Source organism: Streptomyces odonnellii, from assembly GCF_000981895.1.
GTDB classification, from domain to species: domain Bacteria; phylum Actinomycetota; class Actinomycetes; order Streptomycetales; family Streptomycetaceae; genus Streptomyces; species Streptomyces odonnellii.
Genome location: NZ_LATD01000200.1, coordinates 1 through 25,564, shown reverse-complemented (window position 1 = coordinate 25,564; position 25,564 = coordinate 1). Strand labels below are relative to the sequence as shown.

General features: G+C 69.1%; 13 protein-coding genes and 3 pseudogenes. 4 read left to right on the top strand and 12 right to left on the bottom strand.

Annotation, left to right across the window (positions count from 1 at the left end):
- Positions 1-124: 124 nt before the first annotated feature.
- Complete coding sequence (locus WH07_RS19385) at positions 125-499, bottom strand: GntR family transcriptional regulator (RefSeq protein WP_046501409.1); 375 nt, start codon at positions 497-499, stop codon at positions 125-127.
- 137 nt (positions 500-636) lie between these two features.
- On the opposite strand from WH07_RS19385, the gene WH07_RS19380 reads away from it, so the two are divergent.
- Complete coding sequence (locus tag WH07_RS19380; protein WP_046501407.1) at positions 637-1,557, top strand: GNAT family N-acetyltransferase; 921 nt, start codon at positions 637-639, stop codon at positions 1,555-1,557.
- 84 nt (positions 1,558-1,641) lie between these two features.
- On the opposite strand, the pseudogene WH07_RS19375 reads toward WH07_RS19380, so the two are convergent.
- A pseudogene (locus WH07_RS19375) lies at positions 1,642-2,235 on the bottom strand (class I SAM-dependent methyltransferase); the annotation flags it as partial.
- 129 nt (positions 2,236-2,364) lie between these two features.
- Complete coding sequence (locus WH07_RS19370; RefSeq protein ID WP_232788968.1) at positions 2,365-5,319, bottom strand: FG-GAP-like repeat-containing protein; 2,955 nt, start codon at positions 5,317-5,319, stop codon at positions 2,365-2,367.
- A 592-nt stretch (positions 5,320-5,911) separates the two neighbouring features.
- Between WH07_RS19370 and WH07_RS19365 the strand changes: the two genes are divergently transcribed.
- Positions 5,912-12,169, top strand: a complete 6,258-nt coding sequence (locus WH07_RS19365) for an RHS repeat domain-containing protein (protein WP_232788967.1) — start codon at positions 5,912-5,914, stop codon at positions 12,167-12,169.
- 1,166 nt (positions 12,170-13,335) lie between these two features.
- Here the strand turns inward: WH07_RS19365 and WH07_RS41255 are convergent.
- From WH07_RS41255 to WH07_RS19340, 5 genes and pseudogenes are all read right to left on the bottom strand, one after another.
- A pseudogene (locus tag WH07_RS41255) lies at positions 13,336-13,802 on the bottom strand (hypothetical protein); the annotation flags it as partial.
- A 73-nt stretch (positions 13,803-13,875) separates the two neighbouring features.
- Positions 13,876-15,552: pseudogene (locus tag WH07_RS19355) on the bottom strand (IS1182 family transposase); the annotation flags it as partial.
- Between the two features lie 144 nt (positions 15,553-15,696).
- Positions 15,697-17,199 (bottom strand): tripartite tricarboxylate transporter permease, encoded by a 1,503-nt coding sequence (locus WH07_RS19350; protein ID WP_046501402.1) that lies wholly within the window; start codon positions 17,197-17,199, stop codon positions 15,697-15,699.
- A 3-nt stretch (positions 17,200-17,202) separates the two neighbouring features.
- Positions 17,203-17,763: a tripartite tricarboxylate transporter TctB family protein gene (locus WH07_RS19345; protein ID WP_046501401.1), complete on the bottom strand. Its 561-nt coding sequence runs from the start codon at positions 17,761-17,763 to the stop codon at positions 17,203-17,205.
- A complete protein-coding gene (locus WH07_RS19340; protein ID WP_046501399.1) occupies positions 17,760-18,743 on the bottom strand; it encodes a Bug family tripartite tricarboxylate transporter substrate binding protein in 984 nt (327 codons plus the stop codon). The genes WH07_RS19345 and WH07_RS19340 overlap by 4 nt, the downstream gene beginning before the upstream one ends.
- 130 nt (positions 18,744-18,873) lie before the next feature.
- On the opposite strand from WH07_RS19340, the gene WH07_RS19335 reads away from it, so the two are divergent.
- Positions 18,874-19,551, top strand: a complete 678-nt coding sequence (locus tag WH07_RS19335) for a response regulator (protein ID WP_046501398.1) — start codon at positions 18,874-18,876, stop codon at positions 19,549-19,551.
- Between the two features lie 452 nt (positions 19,552-20,003).
- On the opposite strand, the gene WH07_RS19330 is transcribed toward WH07_RS19335, so the two are convergent.
- A complete protein-coding gene (locus tag WH07_RS19330; RefSeq protein WP_079023360.1) occupies positions 20,004-20,891 on the bottom strand; it encodes a putative protein N(5)-glutamine methyltransferase in 888 nt (295 codons plus the stop codon).
- A gap of 413 nt (positions 20,892-21,304) precedes the next feature.
- Between WH07_RS19330 and WH07_RS19325 the strand changes: the two genes are divergently transcribed.
- The gene (locus WH07_RS19325; RefSeq protein WP_046501395.1) at positions 21,305-22,414 is read left to right on the top strand and encodes a lytic polysaccharide monooxygenase; all 1,110 of its coding nucleotides are present in this window, start codon (positions 21,305-21,307) and stop codon (positions 22,412-22,414) included.
- An 89-nt stretch (positions 22,415-22,503) separates the two neighbouring features.
- Here WH07_RS19325 and WH07_RS19320 read toward each other — a convergent pair whose 3' ends face one another.
- The 3 genes from WH07_RS19320 to WH07_RS19310 all read right to left on the bottom strand — a co-directional run.
- A complete protein-coding gene (locus WH07_RS19320; protein WP_046501393.1) occupies positions 22,504-23,400 on the bottom strand; it encodes an esterase/lipase family protein in 897 nt (298 codons plus the stop codon).
- Between the two features lie 247 nt (positions 23,401-23,647).
- Positions 23,648-24,625, bottom strand: a complete 978-nt coding sequence (locus WH07_RS19315; protein WP_046501427.1) for a DNA polymerase Y family protein — start codon at positions 24,623-24,625, stop codon at positions 23,648-23,650.
- Positions 24,622-25,564 (bottom strand): helix-hairpin-helix domain-containing protein (locus WH07_RS19310; RefSeq protein ID WP_046501392.1); only part of this gene is annotated, 943 nt, incomplete at its 5' end. The genes WH07_RS19310 and WH07_RS19315, both read right to left, overlap by 4 nt.

The window sequence follows — 25,564 nt, the reverse complement described above, 5'->3', positions numbered from 1 at the left end:
CCGGGGGCGGGCGGCGCGTCGCCGAGGGGCCAGCCGTCGCCGGGCCCCGGCGCGCATCGCCGCGTCACGGGGCGAGCCGCCGCGTCACGGGCCAGGTCGCCGCGTCACGGAGCACGTCGCCGGGTCAGGTCGCGTAGACGGCCCGTACCGCGTCCTCGGCGGCGGCCAGCGCGGCGGCCCGGTCGAGGCCGAGGCGCCGCGCGCGCTCCGCGTACGCCTGCGCGGCGCTCGCGGCCTCCCGCTCGGCGGCGTCCCCGGCGGCGGCGACGAACGTGCCGTTCCTGCCCCGGGTCTCGATCACCCCGTCGGACTCCAGGGCGCGGTAGGCCTTGGCGACGGTGTTGGCGGCCAGGCCCAGATCCTCGGCGAGCCCCCGGACGGTCGGCAGTCTGTACCCCACGGGCAGCGCGCCGGAGCGGGCCCGCTCGGAGATCTGGGTACGGAGCTGCTCGTACGGAGCGGTCGAGTCGGCCGGGTCGATCACGATCTGCAGGGTCACGGACCGATTCTCCCCCACCGGGGCACCACCGCGTCCGGAGCCGGGCGTTCCCGGGGAGGACCGCGGAATCCGACGGGAAAGGGGCCGCGGGAAAAGGGGAGGCGGTCCGGCGCGGGACGCGCGTACCGTGCCGCCCCATGACTGTGATCGTCCGTGATTTCCGTACCGAGGACGCCGGGGCCGTGGTGCGGCTGCGGCAGATCTGCACGCCCTATGTGGTGATGACCGAGGAGTCCGTCCTCTTCGAGGTCGCGCATGCCAATCCGGCGAGGAAGTTCCGTCTGCTGGTGGCCGAGGAGGACGGCGAGTTGATCGGCTCGGCGCATGTCGGCGTCGCGTACGACAGCACCGACCCCGGGCAGTCGTCCGTCACTCCACAGGTCCATCCGGCACGGCGGGGCCGGGGCGCGGGCTCGCTGCTGCTCCGTACGGCCGAGGAGCATCTCGCGGTCGAGGGCGCGACCAGCGTCTACTGCTGGGTCCTGGACGAACCGGCGAGCCTGGACTTCGCCGAGCACCACGGCTACCGCGCGACCCGCCCCGCGCACTTCCAGCGGCTCGACCTGGCCGGGGCCGTACTGCCGGAGCCGCCGCGGCTGCCGCCGGGGTTCGAGCTGCGTACGGCCGCGGACTTCGAGGACGATCCGCGACCGCTGTTCGAGGCGGACGCGGAGGCGACGTCCGACGAACCGAGCGACATCGGCACGGACTTCGACGACTACGAGGACTGGCTGGGCCATACCTGGAACAACCCTTGTCTGGACCGCGAGTCGACGACCGTGGTGGTCGCCGACGGCCGCGTCGTGGCGTACACCCTGGCCCATACGGACGGCCGCACCCGCTATATGTCCGGCATGACCGGCACCCTGCGCGCGTTCCGCGGCCGGGGCCTGGCGAAGCACGCGAAGACGGCCTCCCTCCACCGCGCCCGCGCGGCCGGCCGTACGGAGGCGTACACCACCAATGACGCGGAGAACGGCCCGATGCTGGCGATCAACAAGTGGTTCGGCTACGAGGTCTGCGCGAGGGAGGTACGACACGTCCGAGCCCTGCCCTGACGCAAGGCCCCGCGACCGTACAGCCCCACGACGGCGAGGCTTCACCGGGCCCGTCCGGGCGCCGCTCCGTCCTCAGTCGCCGGACGGTGGAGCCGCCCCGTCGAGGGTGGCTGTCAGGGCGTAACGCTCGTCGTCGACGGGGCGGCCCCAGAGGGCGGGGTCCGCCGAGAGAGGCTCGTGGTGGACCCGGTCGGTGAGCGAGGTCAGGGCGGTTATAAGACGGGAGGCCGGGAGGCCCGTGCCGGACCAGACGCCTTCGATCAGCACCAGCCGGCCGCCCGGGCGCAGCAGCGACATCCAGTGGCGGAGCACCCGTTCGGGGTCCGGCAGTGTCCACAGCACATGGCGGGCCAGCACCACGTCGACGCTCCGCTCCCCCACCGGCGGCCGGGCCGCGTCACCTATCAGCACCTCGGCGTCCGTGCCCGCGAGCTTCCTGGCGGCCAGGGCGGCCATGCGGGACGACAGGTCGACCGCGGTCACCCGGTGACCACGTTCGGCCGCGAGCAGCGCCAGGCTTCCCGTACCGCACCCGAGGTCCAGCACCCGGCCCGGCCCGGCCGGCAGCCAGGCCGCCAGACGGGCGGACCAGGCCGCGCGGACGGCGGGGTCCAGTAGGCCGTGGTCGGGTTCCTGGTCGAACGAGTCGGCGAGGGAGTCCCAGGCTGTCGAAGTCATGACCCGATCGTGGCACGCGGCACTGACAACGCCGGTCCAGCAATCGAGCGGAGCCGTCTGGCAGCGCTCCTGAGCTCGAAGGCCAGCCGCGCCCGTACGGCACGGTACGGACACGGCTGGCCATACGGCTCAGCTGATGGCCTGGTAGCCGGTCCAGTCGCCTGCGACGGTGACCTTGGTCTTGTTCTCGGTGCCGAGTTCGAGGTAGGCGATGAGGCTGGCTGCCCCGTCGGTGTTGCGGGTGTACCAGATGTCGAAGGCGCCGCTGTGGTCGGCGTCTCCGGGCGAGGTGATCAGGGGATTGGCGGCAACGGCGAACTGGCTGCCGGCCTGGACCTTGGTGGTCTGGTCGGCGAGACCGTCGCCGTCGTCGCTGGTGCCGTGGTAGACGAACACGTCGCCGGTGGTGCGGTCGCGTGAGCCGAGGTCGACACGGCCGTCGCCGTTGGTGTCACCGGGGGCGAAGAGGTCTTGCCGGCCCCAGTTATCCGAGCCTATGAGGATGGGTTCGCGGTCGGTGTCGAGCCGGTTGTCGAAGGAACCGTAGTAGAGCCAGAGCAGGTTCCCGTTGCGGACGAGCAGGTCAGGGTAGCCGGGGATGTCGGGGGTGCCGTCGTTGTCGATATCGAGGGGACCGTCGACGTCGCCGATGGCGAGGACGGCGTCGGCGTCGCTCCAGTGGTTGTTGGCCGGATCGTAGGTGAGGAGTTCCCGGCTGTCGGATTCGATGCCTGAGCAGTCGGTACAGGCGAAGCCGTAGCCGTTGTTGGGGTGGATCCAAAGACGGCTGGTGCCGGTGGCGGTGTCCGGGCGCAGAGCGATGAGGTCTTCGTAGCCGTCGTCGGTCCAGTCGCCGCGGTGGGTGATTTTCACTCCGGTCCAGTTGAAGTCGGAGGCGGTCTTGGCGTTGTCGGTGAGGGTGCCGTCACCTGCGCCGTAGTAGCGGTGGAGGGTGCCGTCCTTGTCGACGGCCCACATGTCGGGGTTGCCGTCGCCATTGATGTCACCGGGCTGGTCGGCCTGCGTGGGGCCGTTGGCGTAGTAGAGGTAGTCGGCGCTGTCGGACTTGTTGCCGGCCCGGTCGATGCTGCGGGCATAGAGGTGGTTGGAGCCGGCTGTGGTGGGCGTGAGTTTGATGCTGACGCTTCCTCCGGTGCTGCCGGGGGTGGCGGTACGGACGGTGGGGTCGGTGTCGGTCCAGTACTCGTAGGTGGTGACGTCGCTCACGCCGCCGCTGGAGATGACGAAGGTTCCCTCGGTACGGACGGAGCCGGTGGTGGAGGGCCAGCCGTCACTGCCGTCGGGGAACTGGCTGGAGGCGATGGCGGGTGGGGTGCTGGGCCGGTTGGGATCGAAGATGAACCGGCAGGCTGCTGCGGGTACCCAGGCCGAGCTGGCCCTGGTGTCCTGGGCCTGGACCTTCCATGCGAAGTCGCCGTTGGAGAGGCTGAGGTACTTGCTGAGTGTGGCCTTGGGGATCTTGAGTTTGGCGACGGTGCCGGAGGTGATGGACAGGGTCTGGTCGACGATCAGGAAGCCGTTGGGTTCGTCGTTGGGATGGTGGCCGGCTGCCCAGAGGTTGAAGTGGGCCTTGACCGTACCGCCGTCCTTGTCGCTGACCTTTGCGGTGACGTAGAGGTCGGTGTTGCCGATGAGCCCGTAAGGCGTGGTGTTGCAGCCGGAGGCGTTCCTGGTACTGGGGAGGGTGTCCATGCCGATGGGAGCCTCGGGAGGGGTGTTGTACTCGGTGGACATCACCGCGGTCTTGGCATCGAACTTCTTCCACCCGTACACGTCTGCCTCGTCGCCGGCGATGAGACCGAGGGTGATGGTCGGCCACTTGCCCGCGACGGCGTCCTTGGCGGCGGCGGTGGTGTCGAAGGCGAGGTTCCCGGCGGGGCAGTCGCTGCCCCAGCCCCTGGCGTCGGTGACGGTGTCGAGCCGCTCCCGCTTGGCGGGCTGATTGTTCCAGGTGGTGGAGGAGTTGATGGCGCCGGTTCCCCACAGCTCGACCGGCTTCTTCGTGCACGACCAGGACCAGGTGTTCCTGATCCGGAAGGTCGAGGAGATGACCTGCTTGTTCGTGCTCCACAGGCTCTTGGAGTTCATCTGGAAGTACGAACGCGCCAGTCCGTTGGTCTCGTCCTCATAGCCCACCCGCGCCTCGCTGGTGGAGTGGCCCGAGCCACCCCATCCGGCACCGTTGAAGTACGCGCTGGTGGGCGTCTTCTTGTAGGCGATGGTCCACGACTGCCGCGAGCCCTCGATGAACGGGTCGATGTACACGGGGTACTTAGTGTCATCACCCGTCATCAGCTCCGCGTCCGGAGTCAGTTCCAAGGCGTCGTCGTTGAGGCGCACCGGCATCGCGGCCTGCTGAGCGCCATGCCCGGGTTCGAACTCATCGGTGGCGGGGGCAGGACCTGCAGCCGCGTCTGCCACCAGGGCTGTACGAGCGCCGGGCCGGCTCTGCGTGCTGTCCCACATGCGAGGGGCGGGTGCAGTGAAGAGCTCCTGGCCACCCGGGTTGACCGCGCTGACGTTCCCGTAGTTGTCCGTGGTGACATTCACGCCGTCGGTGGACATGCCGTAGGAGATGGTCCTCAACTCCGGGTTGGCGGCGGCCTCGGGAGTCTTGACCACCAGGAGCTGGGCGAATCCAGAAGCCGTGGCCCGCAGCTTGAGGTCCACGTCCGGCAGCACGTCCGCGTACGTGGCTGTGTCCTCTGAGATCACAGGCTGGGCCAGCGGAGTCGGCCAGGACAGGGAAATACTGCGTCCGTCACGTGTGATGGTGGCCAGCGGCCCCCCGCCACCGCCGGAGAACTCAAGTCCCACGCCGGTCGCCTTCGGCGTGATCTTCCCGTCCGCGCCGCGGTGCAGAGTGGTGTCGATGTCCACCAGCTTCCTGCCCTGACGCACCCACTGGGCGGTGGCGAACCGCTCCTCGGTGAAAGTGCCGGACGGGTTGGCGAACACTTGGGACGTCTCGGTGCGCCGCGAGAGCACCTCGACCGGCTCGCCCGACTCGGCGGCCTCGGCCAGCGCTGTGGATTCATCCGAAGCGTCCGTACTGCTGGCCACCAAACTTGATGGACCGTCAACTGCGCTTGCTGGAAAGGCAGTTATGAAAGGGGTGGCAGTCGCCAAAGCGATAGCGACAGCGAGGGGCACACGGCGCAGCGTCGCATATCTCTGTCTCTTCCGTTGGTCTCTCATCACACTTCCTTTTCTGATCCCACACAATACTTCGCGCACCCTATAACCCCGGAGATCGCGTCGCTCCATGGGTTTTCGCCCGAGGGGAGAGCTCGAATTCACAGAGTAGGCAAAGTGGAAAAATCGGTCATGGCTGCATTTGGAGGTGCGACTCCTTCGGTCCTCCTCGCTGCCAGCGAACCGATCTGTGCAGGCCAGAGGCCTCTGGCAGCGAAGCGCCTCGAACTCTTCCGCGTTGAGGCCTTTTGGGATCGGCGAACATCTGATAGTGCGCGGATCTCGTCCAGTTGAAGGTGAAAGCTGCACTACGGAGGGGCCTTCTGCTACCCCATTCCATGCTGCTAAGGTCCCTTCGATCTTCATTTCTGTGAACTTTTCATGGGGGGAATCGGTGTCCGGTTCGCGGGCAAAGACACGTCGCCGTTCCATACGCTCGACCAACAGACGCGTACGGGCCGTGCGCTGGATAGCGGTGTCCCTGGTGGCCTATCTGGTGGCCGGACTCCTGGGCGGCCCGGTCGCCGCGGCAGCCGAACTGGAGCTGCTGAAGGTCAAGAAGCCCGACCCCGTTCCCACTTCCGCGGTCACGGAACACGAGATCTCCCGGCCGGACCAGACACGGCGGAACACCCCGGAAGGCACGCGCTCCCGGGCCTGGCCGGCAGCGGGCACTACGCAGATGGACGTTCCGCGCTCCGGCAAGGCCAAGGGCCGCGCGGGTTCTCTCCCCGTCAGGTTGAGCCGGACGGGAGCCAAGAGCGCCACGTCGACAGGCCCTGCGCGGGCGCAGGTCCAGGTGCTGGACCGGAAGGCCGCGTCGGCGCTCGGTGTTGACGGTGTTCTTCTGGCCGTCAGGCCCCTGGAGGGCGGGCAGGGGCAGCTCGATGTGGAGGTCGACTACAACAGTTTCCGGCGGTCCTTCGGTGGTGGCTGGGCATCACGTCTGACTGTGCAGCAGCTGCCGGACTGCGCGTTGACGACCCCGGGAATCAAGGGCTGCGGTACGGGCACGGTTCTCCGGACGGTCAATGACGCGGAACGCGGGACTGTGTCGGCACCAGTCTCCCTGGCCGCCGCCTCTTCCACCGACCTGGGGAACAGCACCCCGGTCGCCAAATCTCCCGCTTCAGTACGTTCAGTCACGGGCCTGGCAGCCGGTCAAGGAGCGGTGCTTCTGGCTGTGACCGCGTCTGCGTCCGGCGCGTCCGGTGACTTCACCGCCTCGCCGCTGGCACCGTCCGCCTCGTGGTCGGCCGGGGGCAGCAACGGCGGGTTCTCCTGGACGTACGACATCGATGTCCCCGAGGTCCCGGGCGGGGCGGCGCCGGACGTCTCGCTGGCGTACTCCTCGCAGGCGGTGGACGGCCGCACAGCGGCCACCAACAACCAGGCCAACTGGATCGGTGACGGCTGGTCCATGGAGCCCGGCTACATCGAGCGGCGCTACATTCCCTGCACCGAAGACACCAAGGACAGCAACGCCACTGGCAAGGTCGGTGACCAGTGCTGGAAGAAGGACAACGCTGTCCTGAACCTGGGCGGAAAAACCGCCGTCCTCGTCAAGGACGACTCAGTCAAGGACGACCCCGACGGCGAGTGGCGACTGGAGGGTGACGACGGCACCAAGGCCGTCAAGCTCACGAGTTCCAACCGGGGCAATGGAGACGACAACGGCGAATACTGGCGTGTGACGACTCCCGACGGCACCCGCTACTACTTCGGCTACAACCGGCTGCCGGGCTGGGCGGAGGGCAAGGCGGAAACCAACTCCACCTGGACCGTTCCGGTCTTCGGCAACCAGTCCGGCGAGCCGTGCCATGCCGACGCGTTCAAGGACTCGTGGTGCCAACAGGCCTGGCGCTGGAACCTCGACTATGTCGTGGACCCGCACTCCGACGCCATGGCCTACTACTGGGAGAAGGAAACCAACTTCTACGGCCGTGCCGTCAACGACACCACCGGCGCCTCCACCGCGACGGAGTACACCCGGGGCGGCTACCTCAAGCGCATCGACTACGGCCTGCGGTCCAACACCATGTACGGCAAACAGGCCGCTGGCAAGGTCGACTTCACCGTCTCCGAACGCTGCCTGAGCGAGTGCACCACCTTCGACAGCGCTCACGCGGGGAACTGGCCGGATGTGCCGTTCGACCAGTACTGCGCCTCCGGCACCGAGTGCAAGGACCGCTACTCGCCCTCGTACTGGACCCGCAAGCGACTGACACAGATCGACACCTCGGTGCTCACCGGAGGCGTCTACAAGCCGGTCGACACCTGGAAGCTGGCCCACGACTTTCCCTCCACCGGTGACGGGACCGACCCCGCACTGTGGCTGAAGTCGGTCACCCACACCGGCCACACCGGTACCGGCGACGTCACGATGCCCTCGGTCACCTTCAAGGGACAGCAACTGGCCAACCGTGTCGAAGGAGCCACCACCGGCGGTGACGCCGACCCGGTGCCTCCGCTGGTGCGCTACCGCGTCTACGGCATCGATACCGAGACCGGTGGCACGATCGGCGTCACCTATTCGGCTGCCGACTGCAAAGCCGGCGATGTACCCTCTCCCGCTTCGAACACCCGCCGTTGCTACCCGGTCAAATGGTCTCCGCCGGACGCGCCCGCCGCGGACTACGAGCCGTACCTCGACTGGTTCCACTCCTACGTGGTCACCCAGGTCCTGGAGTCGGACAACACCGGCGGCGCCCCGGTCAAGCAGACCGATTACTCCTACCTCGACGGTCTGGCCTGGGCCAAGTCCAAGGACGACGAGTTCACCGACGCCAAACACCTCACGTACGACGACCGCAAGGGCTATGGACGCCTCCAGGTCCGTACCGGCGCCGGCGCTGACAAGCGGACCCTCAAGGAGTACCGCTACTTCCGCGGTATAGACGGCGCCCAGGTCAAGGACCAGGAAGGCGTCGCCGTCACCGACCGTGAGGTCTTCGCCGGAATGACCCGGGAAGAGGCGACGTTCGACGGAGACGGTGGCAAGCTGATCACCGCGACCAGCTACGAACCGTGGATGTCCGCGGCCACCGCGACCGAGTCCCGGCCGGAAGGGCTGCCGGCGGTCAAGTCCTACGCCACCGGAATCGCCTCGGAGAAGACCCGTACCGCCGTCGGCTCCGGCTGGCGGACCACGAAAACGGACCGTTCCTTCGACGCCTACGGCCAGGTCGTCAGCGAGTCCCGGCTCGGCGACACCGCCAAGACCGGCGACGAGGAATGCACCACCACCAGCTACGCCCGCAACACAGATACAAATCTCCTGACCCTCGCATCCGAGATCAGGACGGTCGCCAAACCCTGCGGCACCACACCGTCACTGCCGGCCGACCTGATCTCGGTGGCGCGGTATTACTACGACAACGCAACCAGCCTCACCACTCCGCCGACCAAGGGCGACCAGACGCGTCTGGACGAACAGGACGCGGAAGGAACCGGTTACCTGACGACCGGCACGTACACCTATGACCAGCACGGGCGTGAGCTGACCGACACCGACGCGGACAACAACACAACCACCACCACATACGTACCGACTACCGTCGAATCCCCGACGTCCAAGACCGAGACCCGGCCTCTCGGTCTCACAGAGACGGTGGAGTACGACCCCGCGCGCGGTGTCGCGACAGCCAACGTGGATACCAACGGTAAGCGGACCGACGCCGTCTACGACGGACTCGGCCGGGTACTGAAGGTGTGGAATCCCGGCTGGGCCAAGGCGGACCACGCCACTCAGCCGTCGGCCGAGTTCACGTACACCATCTCCAAGACCGCCGCCAATGCCGTGGCCACCAAGACGCTGCAGTACGACGGCTCGTACGCGACGTCGTACACGCTCTACGACGGTCTGCTCCGCGAACGCGAAACCCAGGCACCCGCCATCGGCACCCAGGACAGGGTCGTCACGGAGACGCTGTACGACACCCGGGGATTCACCTGGAAGTCCTACGCGTCCTACTACGCGACGGGGGCTCCCTCGGCCTCCCTCGTGAGTGGCTCCGACAACAAGGTCCCCGCTGCCATCGAGAACATCTATGACGGTGCCGGCCGGGTCACCGCGGCAATCTCCCGGGCCTTCGGCGACGAGAAGTGGCGCACCAGCAGCGTCTACGACGGTGACCGCACCACAGTGATCCCGCCCAAGGGCGGCACCGCCACCACCGTCGTCACCGATGCCCGCGGCAGGACCACGGAGCGCCTCGAATACACCAACGCCGAACGCACCACTTCCCAGAAGACGGCGTACACCTACGGCAAGTACAGCGAGCCGGACACGGTCACCGACCCGGCGGGCAACACCTGGACATACAGCTTCGACAGCCGGGGCCAGAAGGTGGCGGTCGATGATCCCGACAAGGGCGGGTCGACCACGCGCTACAACAACCTCGGGCAGCCGATCTCGACGACCGATGCCCGCGGCATCACTCTCACCACCGAGTACGACGTTCTCGGCCGCGAGACGAGGACCAAGCAGGGCAGCACCGTGCTGGCGGAATGGACGTACGACACCGTCGCCAAGGGCCAGCTCACCAGCAGCAGCCGCTATATCGACGGCGTCGAGTACCGCACGGCCACGGATTCGTACAACGACAACTACGAGCCCACGTCCAGCACTGTCACCGTCCCTGCCCAGGCCGGGGCGCTCGCGGGCACGTACACCTGGACCTTCGGCTACAACACGTACACCGGCCTGCGGGAATGGATCAGGCATCCGGCCGTCGGTGACCTGCCGAGCGAACGGCAGACCACCGTCTACGGCGAGGGCAACCTGCCCCTGCTCACCACCGCCGGCTCCATCCCCCTGGTCAACTCAACGTCGTACGATGTGTTCTCGCGCCCGGTGCGCACCGAGTACGGAACGCTCGGCAAGAAGGTCTACAAGTCCCAGGTCTACGACGAGCACACCGGCCGCATGACCCGGCAGACCACCGACCGGGACCTCGCCCCGCAGCGGATAGACGACACCGCCTACGCCTACGATCCTGCGGGCAACATCACCGGCGTCACCACCGCCAGCGGCCAGGACACGGCGAGGACCGTGGACACCCAGTGTTTCACACCCGACCTCCTGGGCCGGCTGAGCGAGGCATGGACCGCCAAGACCGACTGCACCTCGGCCCCGTCGTCCTCCACGGTCGGTGGGCCGGACGCCTACTGGCAGACCTACCGTTACGACAGCCTCGGCAACCGCACCCAGCTCGTCGAACACGGTACCGGCGCCCTGGCGGGCTCGGACGCCACCACCACGTACACCCACCCCCAGCCCACGGCGGACCTCCCGCACGCCGTCCAGCAGGCCAGCGTCAGCGGAGGCCCGCAGAACGGCACCACCAGCGCGTTCCAGTACGACGCGGCCGGCAACACCAAGAAGCGCGTCATCGGTTCCCGGACGCAGGACCTGACATGGGATGCCGAAGGCCATCTCGCCACTCTGACCGAGGCCGGCAAGGCCACCAGCTATCTCTATGACGCCGACGGCAACCGCATGATCACCAAGGACGCCGACGGAAGCCAGACACTCACCCTGCCCGGCGGCAACGAACTCAAAGTCACCGGCGCGGGCACCAAGGAGGCAGTCCGCTACTACACCCACGGGGACGAGACCGTCGCCGTGCGCACCAGCAACGGTTTCTCCTTCCTCCTCCCCGACCACCAGGGCACCGCGATGGTCGCGGTCGGCATGACCACCCTCGCCATCACCCGCCGCAAGCAGCTCCCCTTCGGGCAGATACGCTCCGAACAGAGCGACCAGTTCCCCGGCACCCGCGGTTTCGTCGGAGGGACCAACGACTCCACCGGCCTCACCCACCTCGGGGCCCGCGAATACGACCCCGCCCTGGGCCGCTTCCTGTCCGTCGATCCCGTCATCGACGTCGACAGCCCCGCCCAGATGAACGCCTACAGCTACGCCCACAACAACCCGGTCACCCAGTCCGACCCCACCGGCCTCTGCCCTGCGGACCTCTGCGGCAACGGATACCCCATCGGCGGTACCGGCACGAGCAAGAACAACCCCACCCGCTACGTCACTCACGCCTCCACCGGAAACCGCTACGAACTCGGCGCCTACATCGGCACCAACGGCAAAGCCATCACCACCACGGGCAAGAAGTCCGCACAGGTCGCAGCAGCCCAAGCCGCCGCGAGGCGTGCCGTACAGGCCGAGGAAGCCGCACAGGCCAAGGCCGCCAAAGCGAAGGCCGATGCAGAACGCCGCAAGAAGGACGGCATCTGGGGCAACATAAAGAAGGGCAACTGGGGGGCCGCTACTAGCGCGGCCAAGGATTCCGTCGTAAGCGCCGCCAAGACTACAGGTCGTTTCGTGGCTGAGAATCGCGGAATGATAGCGTCCGTGGTGGCGACAGTAGGATGTCTCGTTCCGGCTGTTGGGTGGGTGTCTTGTACGGCTTTGCAAGCCGGCGCCTACGCCATTCGCGCTCAACAGCGGATAGCCGAAGATGGTTGGTCTAATTCATGGCGAGCCAACGTACACGATGGCATCTTCACTGCGGGCACCGCTGGTGTAGGTAGCGCAATCCGATATGCAAAATTTGGTCAGCTTTCACGATGGCGTGAGCCTATGCGTGCGCCAAGTCCCTGGCAAGCCGAGGCATGGCAAGGGGGCATGGCGTACCACCCGATCTATACGATCGCAGGGGCCATCCCCGGAATTGCCGGTGCCTTCAAGGACTACGACAACTAAACGCTGACCAGAGGGGGACGGTGCATCGGGGTATGCCCCGTTCCCTGGTTGGACTGCGTGATCGCTAGCACTCCAGCGGGACTTTTAGATTTTCGCTGATCAACGGCTGGTGGCAGAAAGTGCAGCTGGCGCATGGTGGTCGCGGGGCGTTCTTGCTGGGGCGTCCCGCGATCCTGTGCCCGCGCCGCATGTAATAACAGCGCTGGGAACGAAGCCATCCAGTTCCACCGAGGACCGAATCTGGAGCCAACCGTCCATATTCACAACCACGCCCGGCGCCCGGGCACCGCTACGGCAGCAGGGCACGGAAGAGCCAGAACACGGGGCCTGGTCGTCCCACACCGCCGCCCGGCGGTGGCACCAACGTGCCGTCCTGTAACTGATTGGCTGACCAGGTGGAACGCTGCCAGGCTGCGCAGGGCCGGGGAGATCGCCGAATCCGCAGCCGATCGGACCGCTGACTTGACTACATCGGCCCCAACTCGCCCTCAGGCAACGGCAGCGCTTCCGCAAAGGAACGGCGCCCATCGCCCCGGATCAAAAGCGTGCGTTCTCGCGACCACGTCGACCCGCGCAAAGCCAGCACTGAGTTATTTCACGTCAGCCCAAACCAACACGAGGAAGCGATTCGGCTTAGGTGATCGGTTCCAATCGATAGCCCAACCTCGCTCCGATGCCATGGCACCGACGGCGCCCGCGCCTACGCCACGATAGTCCCTCACCTTCAGGCGGACCTCTGGCCGTCTCTCCGTCCCGTAATTCTTTCCGTCCTTTCGTGGTTGGCGCGCCTCGACTTTGGCCGTTGCCTCGGAGATGGCATGTCGCGCCCAAGCCGCCCAGTCCGTGGATGTACCTTTTCGCTCAAGACGGTAGCGCCGAAGGCTGAGGAAATATTCCTTCGGGAAAGCGAGTTCTCCACCACTACCCACCGAGCCACCGCCGAAGAACCCGATAGCCAGGACTGCGGCGATCAGGAGAAGGTAGGGCACAATAAATAGTGGTTGCATAATAAATTGAGCCCTCAAGCCAACAGTGGACCGAGAAGGAAGCGGACCAAGTTGAGCGTCTGATGGCGGTGACCCGAAACGCGATGGGTTTTTATCATCCACAGTGGATCTCCAGAAGGTGATTTTCCGAGTGTGCGGACTTCGGCACAATGCTAGTACTCAGCCGAACTTCCCTGCTGCTGTGGGTCCTCGCGGGCAACGCACGCGCGCGCCACTTCTACACGAAGGCGGGATTCGTGACGGCGTGGCGGAGCCGTTCGAGGCGGTGGGGCTCAGCATCCGAACTGCGTACGTGAGGGCGTTGAGCGCGTCTTTGGCGGCGCTCAGTCGGAGCGTGATCCCGAACGGCTTGCAGTACGGCATGTGGCCTGCCGTCCCCGAGCCGCCTCAGCCCCTCGACACAGGCCAGCGCCACATGCCAGCGCGGCTCGTCGGGGGGCGAGCAGCCGTTCCAGGGTGAGCGCGGGTGCGGACTCGGGGGCGCGCAACGCGGTGAGCAGCCGTACAGGGTGCAGCATGCAGGCCGTACGGAGCGCGTTGGCAGCGAGCGCGGCAGCGGCCCTGGCGCTACGCGGGTCACCGAGCCCGGCGAAGGCGTAGGCGGCCGGTACACAGCGTTCGGGGTCTCACATGTTCAATGACAACGACCGTACGAGCCGGGTGCCCCGCCCCCATGGGGGATGCTGTTGGCGAATTCGGGGTCGTCTGCTTCGCCCCGCTGGTCGTCAGATTGGCGGGGCGAAGTGCTGCGAAGTGGCTGGTTCGGGTGCGGGCTCGTGGGGTGCCGGTGAGGTGGGCGTCGATGCGGGCGAGGTTGATCGCTGCTCCGGTGAGCTGGTGCTGGAGGCTGGTTTTGGCGAGCCCGCGGTAGCGGGATCTGCGCAGGCCGCATCGGTTCACGGCCTGGGAGATGGTGCCTTCGACGCCGGCGCGGAGTTTGTAGCGCTCTTTCCACGCATCGGTCTCCTGCTCGGCCCGGCGTTGGTGCAGGACCTCATGGATGTCCCGGTCCTGGAAGGTCAGCTTGCGGCGCGGTCCGCGGGTGCATGAGTCCTTGACCTGGCAGGGTCCGCAGTCGGTCTGCGAGAACTGCACCCGGATTTCGACCTTGTCCCGGACGGGTTCCCTCGCCCAGCGGGTGCTGTTCTTCCCGCCGGGGCAGGTGACCGTCTGGCGGTCCCAGTCGATGCTGAACGCGCCGACGGGAAAGCTGTTCCCGGAGGCTCCGGCCCGGTTCTGCCAGCCGGTGCCGGGCATCATCGGCCCTGTCAGCTCCACGTTGTGGTCGCGCCGGGCGGCAACGATGTGGCGGGCGGTGACGTAGCCGGTGTCGACCAGGTGCTCATCGGGAAGCAGCCGGCGCTCGGCGAGAGCGGCGTGGACGGCCGGGACCAGGTCGAAGTCGCTGACCGTGGCATCGGTGGTGGCGACGTTCGTGATCAGGTCCGGCGTGTCGGCCCCGCAGGTCTCGGTGAGGTGGACCTTGTATCCGTCCCAGAGAGTGTCGCGCTTCACGCTCCCACGCGCCTCGATGTCATAGGGAGTGACCAGGCGCATCGCGCCCGGCGGCCGGTCTTTTGGGTCCCGCCGCAGCACCTCGCCTTCGACCAGGTGGAAGTGCTGGACCCACATCTGCCGCAAGACTTCCACCTCCGGCACTGCCCGCAGTGCGGCGGGTGCACCGGGCGAGGTGACGGCCTCCAGCAGTCGCATCCCGTCGGTTCCGATCCGCCGGCCGATCTCGTCCCGCTTGGCCGGAGTCTTGGGGAACCGTGAGTCCTTGGCGCGGGTGGCGTAGTGCCGGAACCAGTCCGGCTCGGCGACCTCGGCCAGCCAGTCGGGAGCGGCGGCGGCAAGCGCGTTCAGGGCCGAGCGCAGAGTTTCGGAGACCATCTCCAGCCAGCACAGCTCCCGCGCTGCCGACAGCACGTGCGTGGAGTCGGTGCGGGCCTTGCCTCTGCCGGTGAGCAGCCCCCTGTCCCGGGCCGAGGCGAGGATGCCGTCCAACATCCGCTGTCCGGCGTCGGCCTGGACCAGCCGGTGCCTGAACTCCGAGAGGACGGAGAAGTCGAAGCCCGGATCGTCCAGACGGAGTCCGAGTGCGTACTTGAAATCGATCCGGGCCCGGACGGCTTCCGCGGCCTGCCGGTCGGTCAGTCCCTCGACGAACTGCAGCACCAGCACCAGTGCAAGGCGCCCCGGTGACCAAGCAGGCCGCCCTCGTGACGAGAACAGGTCCATGAACTCCTCGTCCGTGAACAGTGGCCCCAGTTCGTCACGGACCCGGATCGCCAGGCTCCCCTTCGGGAACGCGGCCCGCGCCACCCGCACCGTCTCCGCCGGGATCTCCCCAGACCCCACCGGCTGCATCAACATCCGCACCCACCCCATACGACAACGTCGGCCTTCAAGACCACAACCAGGTCTTGAAGGCCGACGTCACGCACGGCCCCCGAATTCGCCAACAGCATCATGGGGAAGGGCGGGGCACCCGGCTCGGGCCATGCGGGCGGGCAGGGCCTATGCCGAGGCGGTGCGGTTCCGGCGCGTGGCGATCAGTTTCCGGATGGCCGGCCAGATCAGCAGCAGGACGATCACCGCGTAGACCGCCACCGAGAACGGCGTGTTGACCAGGCCGGTCACGCTGCCGTCGCTGATCTGGAGCGCGCGGCGGAGCTGTTGTTCGGCGGCCGGGCCCAGGATGACGCCGATCACGGCCGGCAGCACCGGCAGTCCGTAGCGCCGCATCCCGAACCCGATCAGGCCGATGATCAGCAGGATCACCAGGTCCAGCGCCTCACCGCCGACCGCGTACGCGCCGACGGCCGCGAAGAAGAGGATCCCCGCGTAGAGATAGGGCCGCGGGACCCGCAGCAGCTTCGCCCAGACCGGCGCCAGCGGCAGGTTGAGCGCGAGGAGCAGCAGCATGCCGACGAAGAGCGAGGCGATGAGGCCCCAGACCAGCTCGGGTTCACGTTCGAAGAGCAGCGGCCCCGGCTGGATGCCGTACTGCTGGAACGCGGCCAGCATCACCGCGGCGACGGCCGTCGTGGGCAGCCCGAGCGTCAGCATCGACACCAGCGTGCCCGCCGCCGAGGCGGACGCGGCCGACTCGGGCCCCGCCACCCCCTCGATGGCACCCTTGCCGAACTCGTCCTTGTGCTTGGAGAGCCGCTTCTCGGTGACGTACGAGAGGAAGGTGGGGATCTCCGCGCCGCCCGCCGGGATCGCGCCGAACGGGAAGCCGATGAGCGGCCCGCGCAGCCACGGCCGCCAGGTGCGCCGGATGTCCTTACTGCCCAGCCACGGCCGGCCCACCGGGATCGCCTCGCCGGTGGAGCGGCGCAGATGGGCGGCGACCCAGAGGGCCTCGCCGATCGCGAAGAGCCCGACCGCGACGATCACCACGTCGATGCCGTCGGCGAGTTGGAGCGAACCGAAGGTGAGCCGCTGCTGACCGGTCATCTGGTCCAGTCCGACCAGACCGAGGGTGAGACCGATGAGCAGCGAGGCGAGCCCGCGGATCCGGGACGAGCCGAGGACGGAGGTGACGGCGATGAACGCCAGCACCATGATCGCGAAGTAGTCGGGCGCGCCGATGTCCACGGCGAGCGAGGCGACGGTCGGGGCGAGGACCACCAGCAGGATGGTGCCGATCATGCCGCCGGCGAAGTGCCCGCCCGCGGCGGCGGCCAGCGCCTGCGCGCCACGCCCCGCCTTGGCCATCGGATTGCCTTCGATCGCGGCCACCACCGCCGCGCTCTCGCCGGGGGTGTTGAGCAGGATCGAGGTGGTGGAGCCGCCGAACATCGCGCCGTAGTAGATACCGGCGAACATGATGAACGCGCCGGTCGGTTCGAGTCCGTACGTCACCGGGAGCAGCAGGGCCACCGCCATCGCGGGGCCGATCCCGGGCAGGACACCGATCGCCGTGCCGAGCAGCACACCGATCGCGGCCCAGAGCAGATTCATCGGCGTGAGCGCCGTACCGAAGCCGTCCAGGAGGGAGTTGAGGGAGTCCATCGGTTACAGCACCCCCATCAGCGGGCCACCGGGGAGGGGGACACCGAGCAGGTTGTCGAAGACGAAGTAGGTGACGAGGGAGAGGACCGCGGCGATCAGCGGGTCGCGGTCGTAGTGGCGGCTGCCGAGCGCGTACGCCGAGCCCCAGAAGAGCAGGGCGCCGGAGATGGGGAAGCCGAGGGGGCCGATGAGGACGGCGTTGGCGAGGAAGACCCCGGCGAGGAGCAGGACCGTACGCCAGTCGCTGGGCTCGCTGAGGTCGATGTCCTCGCCGCCCTCCGCCTCGCCGCGCCCGCCGCGCAGAACGTCGAGGGTGAGCAGGACGGCGACGACGAGCAGGCCGGCGCCGACGACGAGCGGTACGGTCCTGGGGCCGACGGGGCCGCGCTGGGTGATGTCGACGCTCATGGTGAGGGCGTCGGTGAGGACGAGGATGCCGAGGGCGAGCAGCAGCAGGCTGACGCCGAGTTCGGAGTGCTCGCGCAGCCAGGACCGGCGGGGGCCGGGCTCCGGTGTTCCCGCCGCCGCCTGAGCGGTGGCCGGCGTTTCTGTCTCCGCGTTCACAGTCCCAGCTCCTTCAGGACGGAGCCCACGCGCTGGTCCTCCTCGGCGAGGAAGTCCCCGAACTTCTCGCCGGGCAGGTACGCGTCGGTCCAGCCGTTCTTCTTGAGGGACTCCCGCCACTGGGACGAGTCGTGCAACTCGTCGAAGAAGGCCAGGAGTTTGGTGCGCTCGGCGTCGGAGAGGCCGGGCGGTGCCACGATGCCGCGCCAGTTGGTGAAGTCGGTGTCGAGACCGGACTCGCGGAGGGTGGGGGCGTCGAGGCCGGGTATCCGCTCGGGTGCGGTGACCGCGAGGAGCCGCAGTTCACCGGCCTCGATCTGGTCGCGGTATTCACCGAGGCCGGAGACCCCGAAGGCGACCTTCTCGCCGAGGATGGAGGCGAGGAGTTCGCCGCCGCCGTCGAACGGGATGTAGTTGACGGTCTTCGGAGCGATCCCGGCGGCCTCCGCCATCAGCATGGGGGCGAGATGGTCGGGCCCGCCGGGCGAGGAGCCGCCGCCGACCGGCACCTTGGCGGGATCGGCCCGCCAGGCCTCGATCAGATCGCCGATGGTCTTGTACGGGGAGTTCTTGCCGACGACGACGATGTCGGACTCCTCCGTGATCCGGGCGATCGGGGTGGCGTCGGCGAGGGTCTTGGGTGACTTGTTGGTGTGGACGGCACCGACCACACCGAGGCCCATCGACATGGCGAGCTTGCCGTTGCCGTGCTCACCGACGAGCCGGGCCAGACCGACGGTGCCGCCCGCGCCGGGCAGGTTGAACACCTCGATGTTGTGGGTGAGTTCCGCGTCCTCGGCGTTCTTGGCCAGGGTGCGGGCCGTGATGTCGTACCCGCCGCCGGGGGTGTTGGGGACCATGAAACGCAGGCCGGGGATCTGCGTACCGGTGTCGGCGCCACTGCCCGAGGTGAGCAACGGCGGCCCCACCAGCACCAGCAGCGCCGACCCGAGCAGGGCCAGAGGGGTGCGCAATCGCACGTCTGCCGCCTTTCGGAAAGCTTGTGAAGTGGGCCACATGTTGCCTGTGCGTTAACAAGCTGTCTCGCTTCCGGAATCAACGGACGTTGTGGTCATTGCGGTCGCGGCCTAGCGTGTCGCCGTGACGAAAGTGCTGGTGGTGGACGACGACTTCATGGTCGCCAAGCTGCACAGCCGCTATGTGTCCGCGATGGACGGGTTTACGGTCGTCGGGGTGGCGCACAGCGGCGCCGAGGCGCTGCGCGCGGCCGAGCGGCTGGCGCCCGATCTGGTGCTGCTCGACATCTATCTGCCCGATATGGACGGGATCGCGGTGCTGCGCGAGCTGCGGGCGGCGGAGGTGCGGGACCGGGGCCGTACCGCCGTCGACGCGCTGTTCATCACGGCGGCGCGGGACGCGGGGGTGATCCGGGCGGCGCTGCGCGCGGGCGCGCTGCACTATCTGATCAAGCCCTTCAGCCAGACGGCACTCCAGGAGCAGTTGCGGCACATCGCGTCCCTGCGGACGCGTCTCGCCGGGCTGGGCGAGGCGCGCCAGGAGGACGTGGACCGTATCTTCGGTACGCGTCCGCCGGGCAGCCGCGGTCTGCCCAAGGGGCTGGCCGCGCACACGGCGGATCTGGTGGAGGGGATTCTGCGCGAGCACAAGGACGGGCTGTCGGCGACGGAGTGCGCGGACGCGGGGGCGCTGTCCCGGGTGAGCGCCCGGCGCTATCTGGAGTACTTCGCGGAAACGGGCCGGGCGGAGATCTCCCTCCGCTACGGCGGCACGGGCCGCCCGGAACGCCGCTACCGCTGGACGGGCTGAGCGCGACGCGGGGGCGGGCGTTACGCGGGGGCCGGCGTTGTGCGGGGGCCGGTGCGGCGCCGGCGCCCCCGCGTGCGGTGCGGATCGGGTCGTACGCCCGGTCGGTCTCGTACCGGCGACCGCCCGGGCCGCACACCGTCGTGACCCATGGGACCGGCGTTGTGCGGGGGCCGGTGCGGCGCCGGCGCCCCCGCGTGCGGTGCGGATCGGACCGTACGCCCACTCGGTCTCGCACCGGGCGACCGCCCGGGCCGTACACCGTCGTAGCCCGTGGGACCGGAGTTGCGCGGGGGCCGGTACGGCGCCGGCGCCCCCGCGTGCGGTGCGGATCGGACCGTACGCCCGGTCGGTCTCGCACCGGGCGACCGACCGAGTCGTACACCGCCGTGGCCCATGGGACCGGCGTTACGCGGAGGCCGGTACGGCGTCGGTCCCACAGAGCACGGCCCGGGTCAGGCCGTACGGCCCGGCGGTCGTGTGCCGGTGATCACCGTGGCGTAAAGCTCCTCGGAGCGGGACACGCGCGGGGTGAGGCCGGCGGACGCCAGCGTCTCCACCGCCAGGGCCGCCTGGCGCTCGCTCGTCTCGACCAGCAGCGAGCCTCCCGGTGCCAGCCAGCCGGGCGCCTCCGCCGCCACCCGGCGCAGGACGTCGAGCCCGTCCGCGCCCCCGTCGAGCGCCACGCGCGCCTCGTGTATGCGGGCCTCCGGGGGCAGCAGCCCGACCTCCTCGGTCGGTACGTACGGGACGTTGGCGAGCAGGACGTCCACCCGGCCCCGCAGCGCGGCGGGCAGCGGCTCGTACAGATCGCCCTCGTACACCCGGCCTCCGGCGGCGGCGACATTGCGCCGGGCGCAGCGCACCGCGGCCGGGTCGATGTCGGCAGCGTACAGCTCGGCCCGGCCCAGGGCCGCGGCCAGCGCCGCGCCCAGCGCGCCGGAGCCGCAGCACAGATCGAGCACGACGGCGCCCGGCCGGGCGAGCGCGGCGGCCCGCCGTACCAGGAACTCGGTACGGCGGCGGGGCACGAAGACCCCCGGGTCCACGGCGATCCGCAGACCGCTGAACTCCGCCCAGCCGAGCACATGTTCAAGGGGCAGACCGGCCACCCGCCGGTCCACCATCGCGGTGAGTTCGGCCGCGGAACGGGCGGCGGAGACGAGCAGACACGCCTCGTCCTCGGCGAAGACACATCCGGCGGCGCGGAGCCTGGCGACCACGCCGGACGGGGCGGCAGCCGACGAGGAAGACGAGGGGGACGAAAGGGACGAGGGAGATGAAGGGGACGACTCGGACGAGGGAGTCGAGGGGGTCGAGGGAGTCGACGCGGAAGCTGACATGGGGAGCCTTTCGGAATGCCGATGGGCACTCCCGGCGGTCACCTATGCCTGATGGACCGCACGGCCGAGAAGGGGGAGCGCCCGACCTGATACAGCGGTGATGGGTCTCGCCTCCTTCGGTGGGTCCGTGCACAGCTCACTGCTGGCGACGGCCACCCTACCCGAGCCCGCCCGGCGGCGGTCAACGCCCGCAGGGCTTTCGGACGCCGCCTCCAGCCGCCCTCAGGTGCCTTCCTGAGCCGACTCTTAGGCTTGCCTTAACGGCGCCATAAGGATTGACCGCACCCCGTCCGAGCAGCGGATTCCGGAGTTCCGAGCGGCTAGCTTGCTGATCGCCGGGGCGGCGTTCGACGGGGAGGTCGTCCGCCGCCCCGGCGGATTCCGCCCGTGCCGCTCCTAAGGAGAACCTGCCCATGACCGCTCGCCGTACGGCCGCCGGGATCGTCGCCCTCGGTCTCGTTCCGCTCGCGTCGGCCGGGCTCACCGCCACGCCGGCCGCCGCTCATGGGTCGCTGACGGATCCGGTCAGCCGGGTCGCCGCCTGTTATGCCGAGGGCCCGGAGAGCCCGCGGTCGGCGGCGTGCAAGGCGGCGGTCGCGGCGGGCGGTACGCAGGCGCTGTACGACTGGAACGAGGTCAACATCCCCAACGCGGCTGGGAATCACAAGCAGTTGATCCCGAACGGAAAGCTGTGCAGCGCGGGCCGGGACAAGTACAAGGGGCTCGATCTGGCGCGCGGCGACTGGCCCTCGTCCCCGATGACCGCGGGCAACAGGACCTTCCGCTACAAGGCCACCGCGCCGCACAAGGGTTCCTTCGAGCTGTATCTCACCAAGAACGGCTACGACCCGGCCAGGCCGCTGAGGTGGTCGGATCTGGAGCCGAAGCCCTTCCTCAAGGTCACGGACCCGAAGCTGGAGAACGGCGCGTACGTCTTCGGCGGGATCGTGCCGAACAAGTCGGGCCGCCATCTCATCTACTCGATCTGGCAGCGCTCGGACAGTCCCGAGGCGTTCTACACCTGCTCGGACGTGGTGTTCGGGGCGGACAACGGCGGTGCGGGCGGCAGCGCTCCGGCGGTCCCGGCCCCGACGGCCTCGGCGCCCACCGACAAGGAGATCGCGGCAGGCGCGGGCAAGTCGACGGTCGAACACAACGGTCACGGTGACACCGGCGAACACACCGAAGCCACCGACACCACTGACAGCGCCGCCACCCCCGGCACCGCTGACAACACCGACACCGACAGCTACGGCGACGACACCGCCACCGGCACTCCCGAGGCGCAGCCCGCCGCCGCGTCGGCCGGTGCCCCGGCGGCACAGTCCGGCGGTGGGCAGCCCGCGGACGTACAGTCGGCCGCCCAGTCCGCCGAAGGGCAGCAGAACCTCGCCGAGACCGGCGGCTCCGGTGTCACCCCGTATCTCGCGATCGGCGGTTCGGCGACCCTCGCCATCGGCGCCGCCGTCCTGTTCGCCTCGGCCAGGCGCAGGGCCGTACCGTCCGCCAGGCACGGCCGCTGACCTGCTCCGAACCCTGGCCTCTTCCCCCGCGGGCTCAAAGCGTCTTCCGCTCCCGGGCACACCCACCCCCCGGGAGCGGAAGACCCCCGTCAGTCGAACACCGACGCACAGGTGGTCGGTGTCGCCCGCGCCGGGTCGAGCGCGTTGGCCACCTCGTGGAAGGCGACCCGGTCGATCAGCCCGATCGCCGCGTGCTCGGAGAAGTCCACCGGGCACAGGTCCTGGAGCAGCACATTGCGCACATCGGGACCGGACAGGAACTGTGTCCGGTACGGAGTGACCACCTCGTCGTACCGCGTGGCGATCACGGTGTAGCGCACACCCGGCACCGTGTCCCCGCCCGCGTTGAGCCGGGTGAGAAAGGGCGACCCGGCCACCTGGTCGGCGAGCGCGGGCGTCTTCTCGGTCAGCAGGTCCTCGATACCGGGGAAGTACCGCAGCAGCCCCGTCAGCCCGAGCAGGGTGGTGCCGTGATTGCTGGGGGCGATACCGACCAGCGCGTTCACCTTCGCCGCGCCCCCGAGGAACTTCAGATAGTGACGCGGCATCATGCCGCCCTGCGAGTGCCCGACGATATCGACCTCCGCGGCCCCGGTGGCCGCGAGCACCCTGTCGACATAGACGGCGAGCTGCCCGGCCGAGGCGTCGATGGGCCCCAGCCCGTGGAACAGCGGTACGCCGGGGAGCTGCCCATGGTCGAGCGAGAAGACGCAGTAGCCCCGGTCCACCAGATACGGGGCGAGCCCGAGCCAGTTGTCGATGGCGTTCGCGAAGGTCCCATGGACAAGAACGACCGGCCGGGGATGGGCGGCGGAAGGCTTGCAGGAGTAGTCGTTCCATCCACGGCTCGAAGCGGCGGCGGCGGAAGCGGAAACGGATGTGGGGGCGGGAGCGGGGGTGTCGGCAGCGGCGGCCGGGGCGACCAGAAGCGTGGTGGCCAGCAGCAGCGCGCCCAGAGATCCGAGCGCGCGTTTCCAGGGCAGCATCGTGCGATCTCCTTGCGGCTCAAGGGAAATGGCGATGTCTGTCAGCCCTGTGGCCCGGACCACAAAAATGGTGGCGCTGCCAAAAGTTACGCACGAGTAGGTCGGAGAAGGGAAGTTACGCGTCAGTAAAAAATGCGCGGCGCTCCGTGCGCGGCACTCCATGCGCCGCGCTCCATGCGCCACGCTCCATGCGCCACGCTCCATGCGCCGCGCTCCAACGGACCCGCGGGATACGGGCGTTGTTCCGCTACGCGGCCAGCGGGCCCGGCACGATCGCTCCCGGACCGAACTTCGCGCGGGCCAGATCGGTGACCGCCTCGATCCGCCGGGCCCGGTCGTCCACCGGGTCCAACGAGAGCTGGCGGGTGGCATGTTCGGACGGGAGCAGGGCCTCCGCCCGTACGGAGAGGGCCCGCACCCGGGCCCGTTGCAGGGCGAGCGACTCGTGCGTCCGGTAGACGGTGGCGGTGAGGGACGGGGAGTGGGCGGTCGGTTCGGGGAGGGTGCGGGTGCGGGTGGTGGCGGAGTGGTCCGCGTACCGGACGGTGAGGGTCAGGGAGCGGCACACCTGGGCCGTGTCGCGCAGCCGGGCGCCCAGTTCCTCGGTGATCGAGAGCAGCGCGCGCCGGTGCAGTGTCCGGTCCAACTCGTCGCGGGCAAAGGTCCGTTCGGCGGTGAGGGAACGCGCGGCGGCGTTCGGGGCGACCTTTGTACGGTCCACGCCGTGCGCCTTCTCGTACAGTTCGCGCCCGGCGCGCACCCCGGCGATCCGCTGGAGCGTCGACAGCGGTACGGCGGCGGCCCCGCCGATGGTGGTGATGCCGTACGAGCGGAGCGCGCGGGCCGTCGCGGCGCCGGTGCCTGGCAGGTCGGTGACCGGTCTGGGGCCCAGGAACCGTTCGACCGCGCGCTTGTCGTCGGCCACCACCAGCGTCGTCCCCGGCTCGGCGTCGCGCGCGGCCATCCGCGCCAGCATCGGGGTGGCGGCCACCCCGATCGCGCACCCGGCCCCGAGGTGCGCGAGTGCCCGTACCCGCAGCAGGGCGGCGATCCCGGTGGCGTCCTGCCCGAAGTACCGTTCCGCGCCCCGCACATCGACGAGCGCGGTGTCCGGTGGCAGGGCCTGGGCGACCGGGCTGATGTCCTCGATCAGCCCGAGCAGTCCCGCCAGCTCCGGTCCGGCCGAAAGCGTGCGCCCGCGCCGGAGCCGTACGCAGAGGATCATCCCGCGCTCCCCGGGCTGGAGTGCCACAGCTTCCGTCCGGTGGGCAGGCCCTCGCCGGGCGGCTTGAGGTCGGCCCAGGGGTTCATCGCGTAGCCCGTGGGAAGCTGGATGCGCCGGCCCGAGTCGGCCGGGGCGGTGTCCCGGTCCGGCCGCGGCGCGTCCAGCGCGGCGGCGACCGCGTCCAGGCCCCCTTCCCGCCGCAGCTCCACCAGCTCCGCCAGATCCCAGGCCGCCGCGCCCACCACACTCAGGCTGCGCGGACCGCGCCGCTGCACCACTCCCCGTACCAGCAGCAGCCAGGAGTGGAAGACGGTGTGCGCGCACGCCTCCTGGCTGTCGCCGAAGAAGGCCAGGTCGACCAGGCCCGTACCGTCGTCCAGTGTGGTGAAGATGACCCGCTGGCCGGAGCGTACCGGCGGGGTCTGGGTCGCCGCCTTGGCGCCCGCGACCAGGACGGTCCTGCCGTGCGGTACGTCCCGCAGCCGCTTGGCCGACACCGCCCCCAGCTCCTTCAGGAACGCGTAGTGGTCCTCCATCAGATGGCGGGAGACATCCATGCCGAGGACGCCCAGCTCGGCGCTGAGGCGTTCCGTTCCGTCGAGGTCGGGCAGCCCCGCGCCGGCGGTCCGCCGCCCTCCGCCGAGCGGAAGCTGATCGCCGTAGGCGCCGGATCTCCGCTGCGCTCCGTGCAGTTCGGCGAGATGCAGCAGCAGATCGCGCCGGTTGGCGCCGAACCGGTCCAGCGCGCCCACCTGCGCGAGCCGTTCCGCGACGGGCCGGGACGGCCTGGCTCGCTGCCAGAAGTCCAGCAGCGAGGAGTAGGGCTGTCCCGCCTCGATCCTGGCCGTCTCCGCCTCGCTGATGCCATGGACATCGGAGAGCGCCAGCCGGAGCCCCCATCTCCCGCCCCCGGGCTCCCCGTCCCTCAACGCCTTGTCC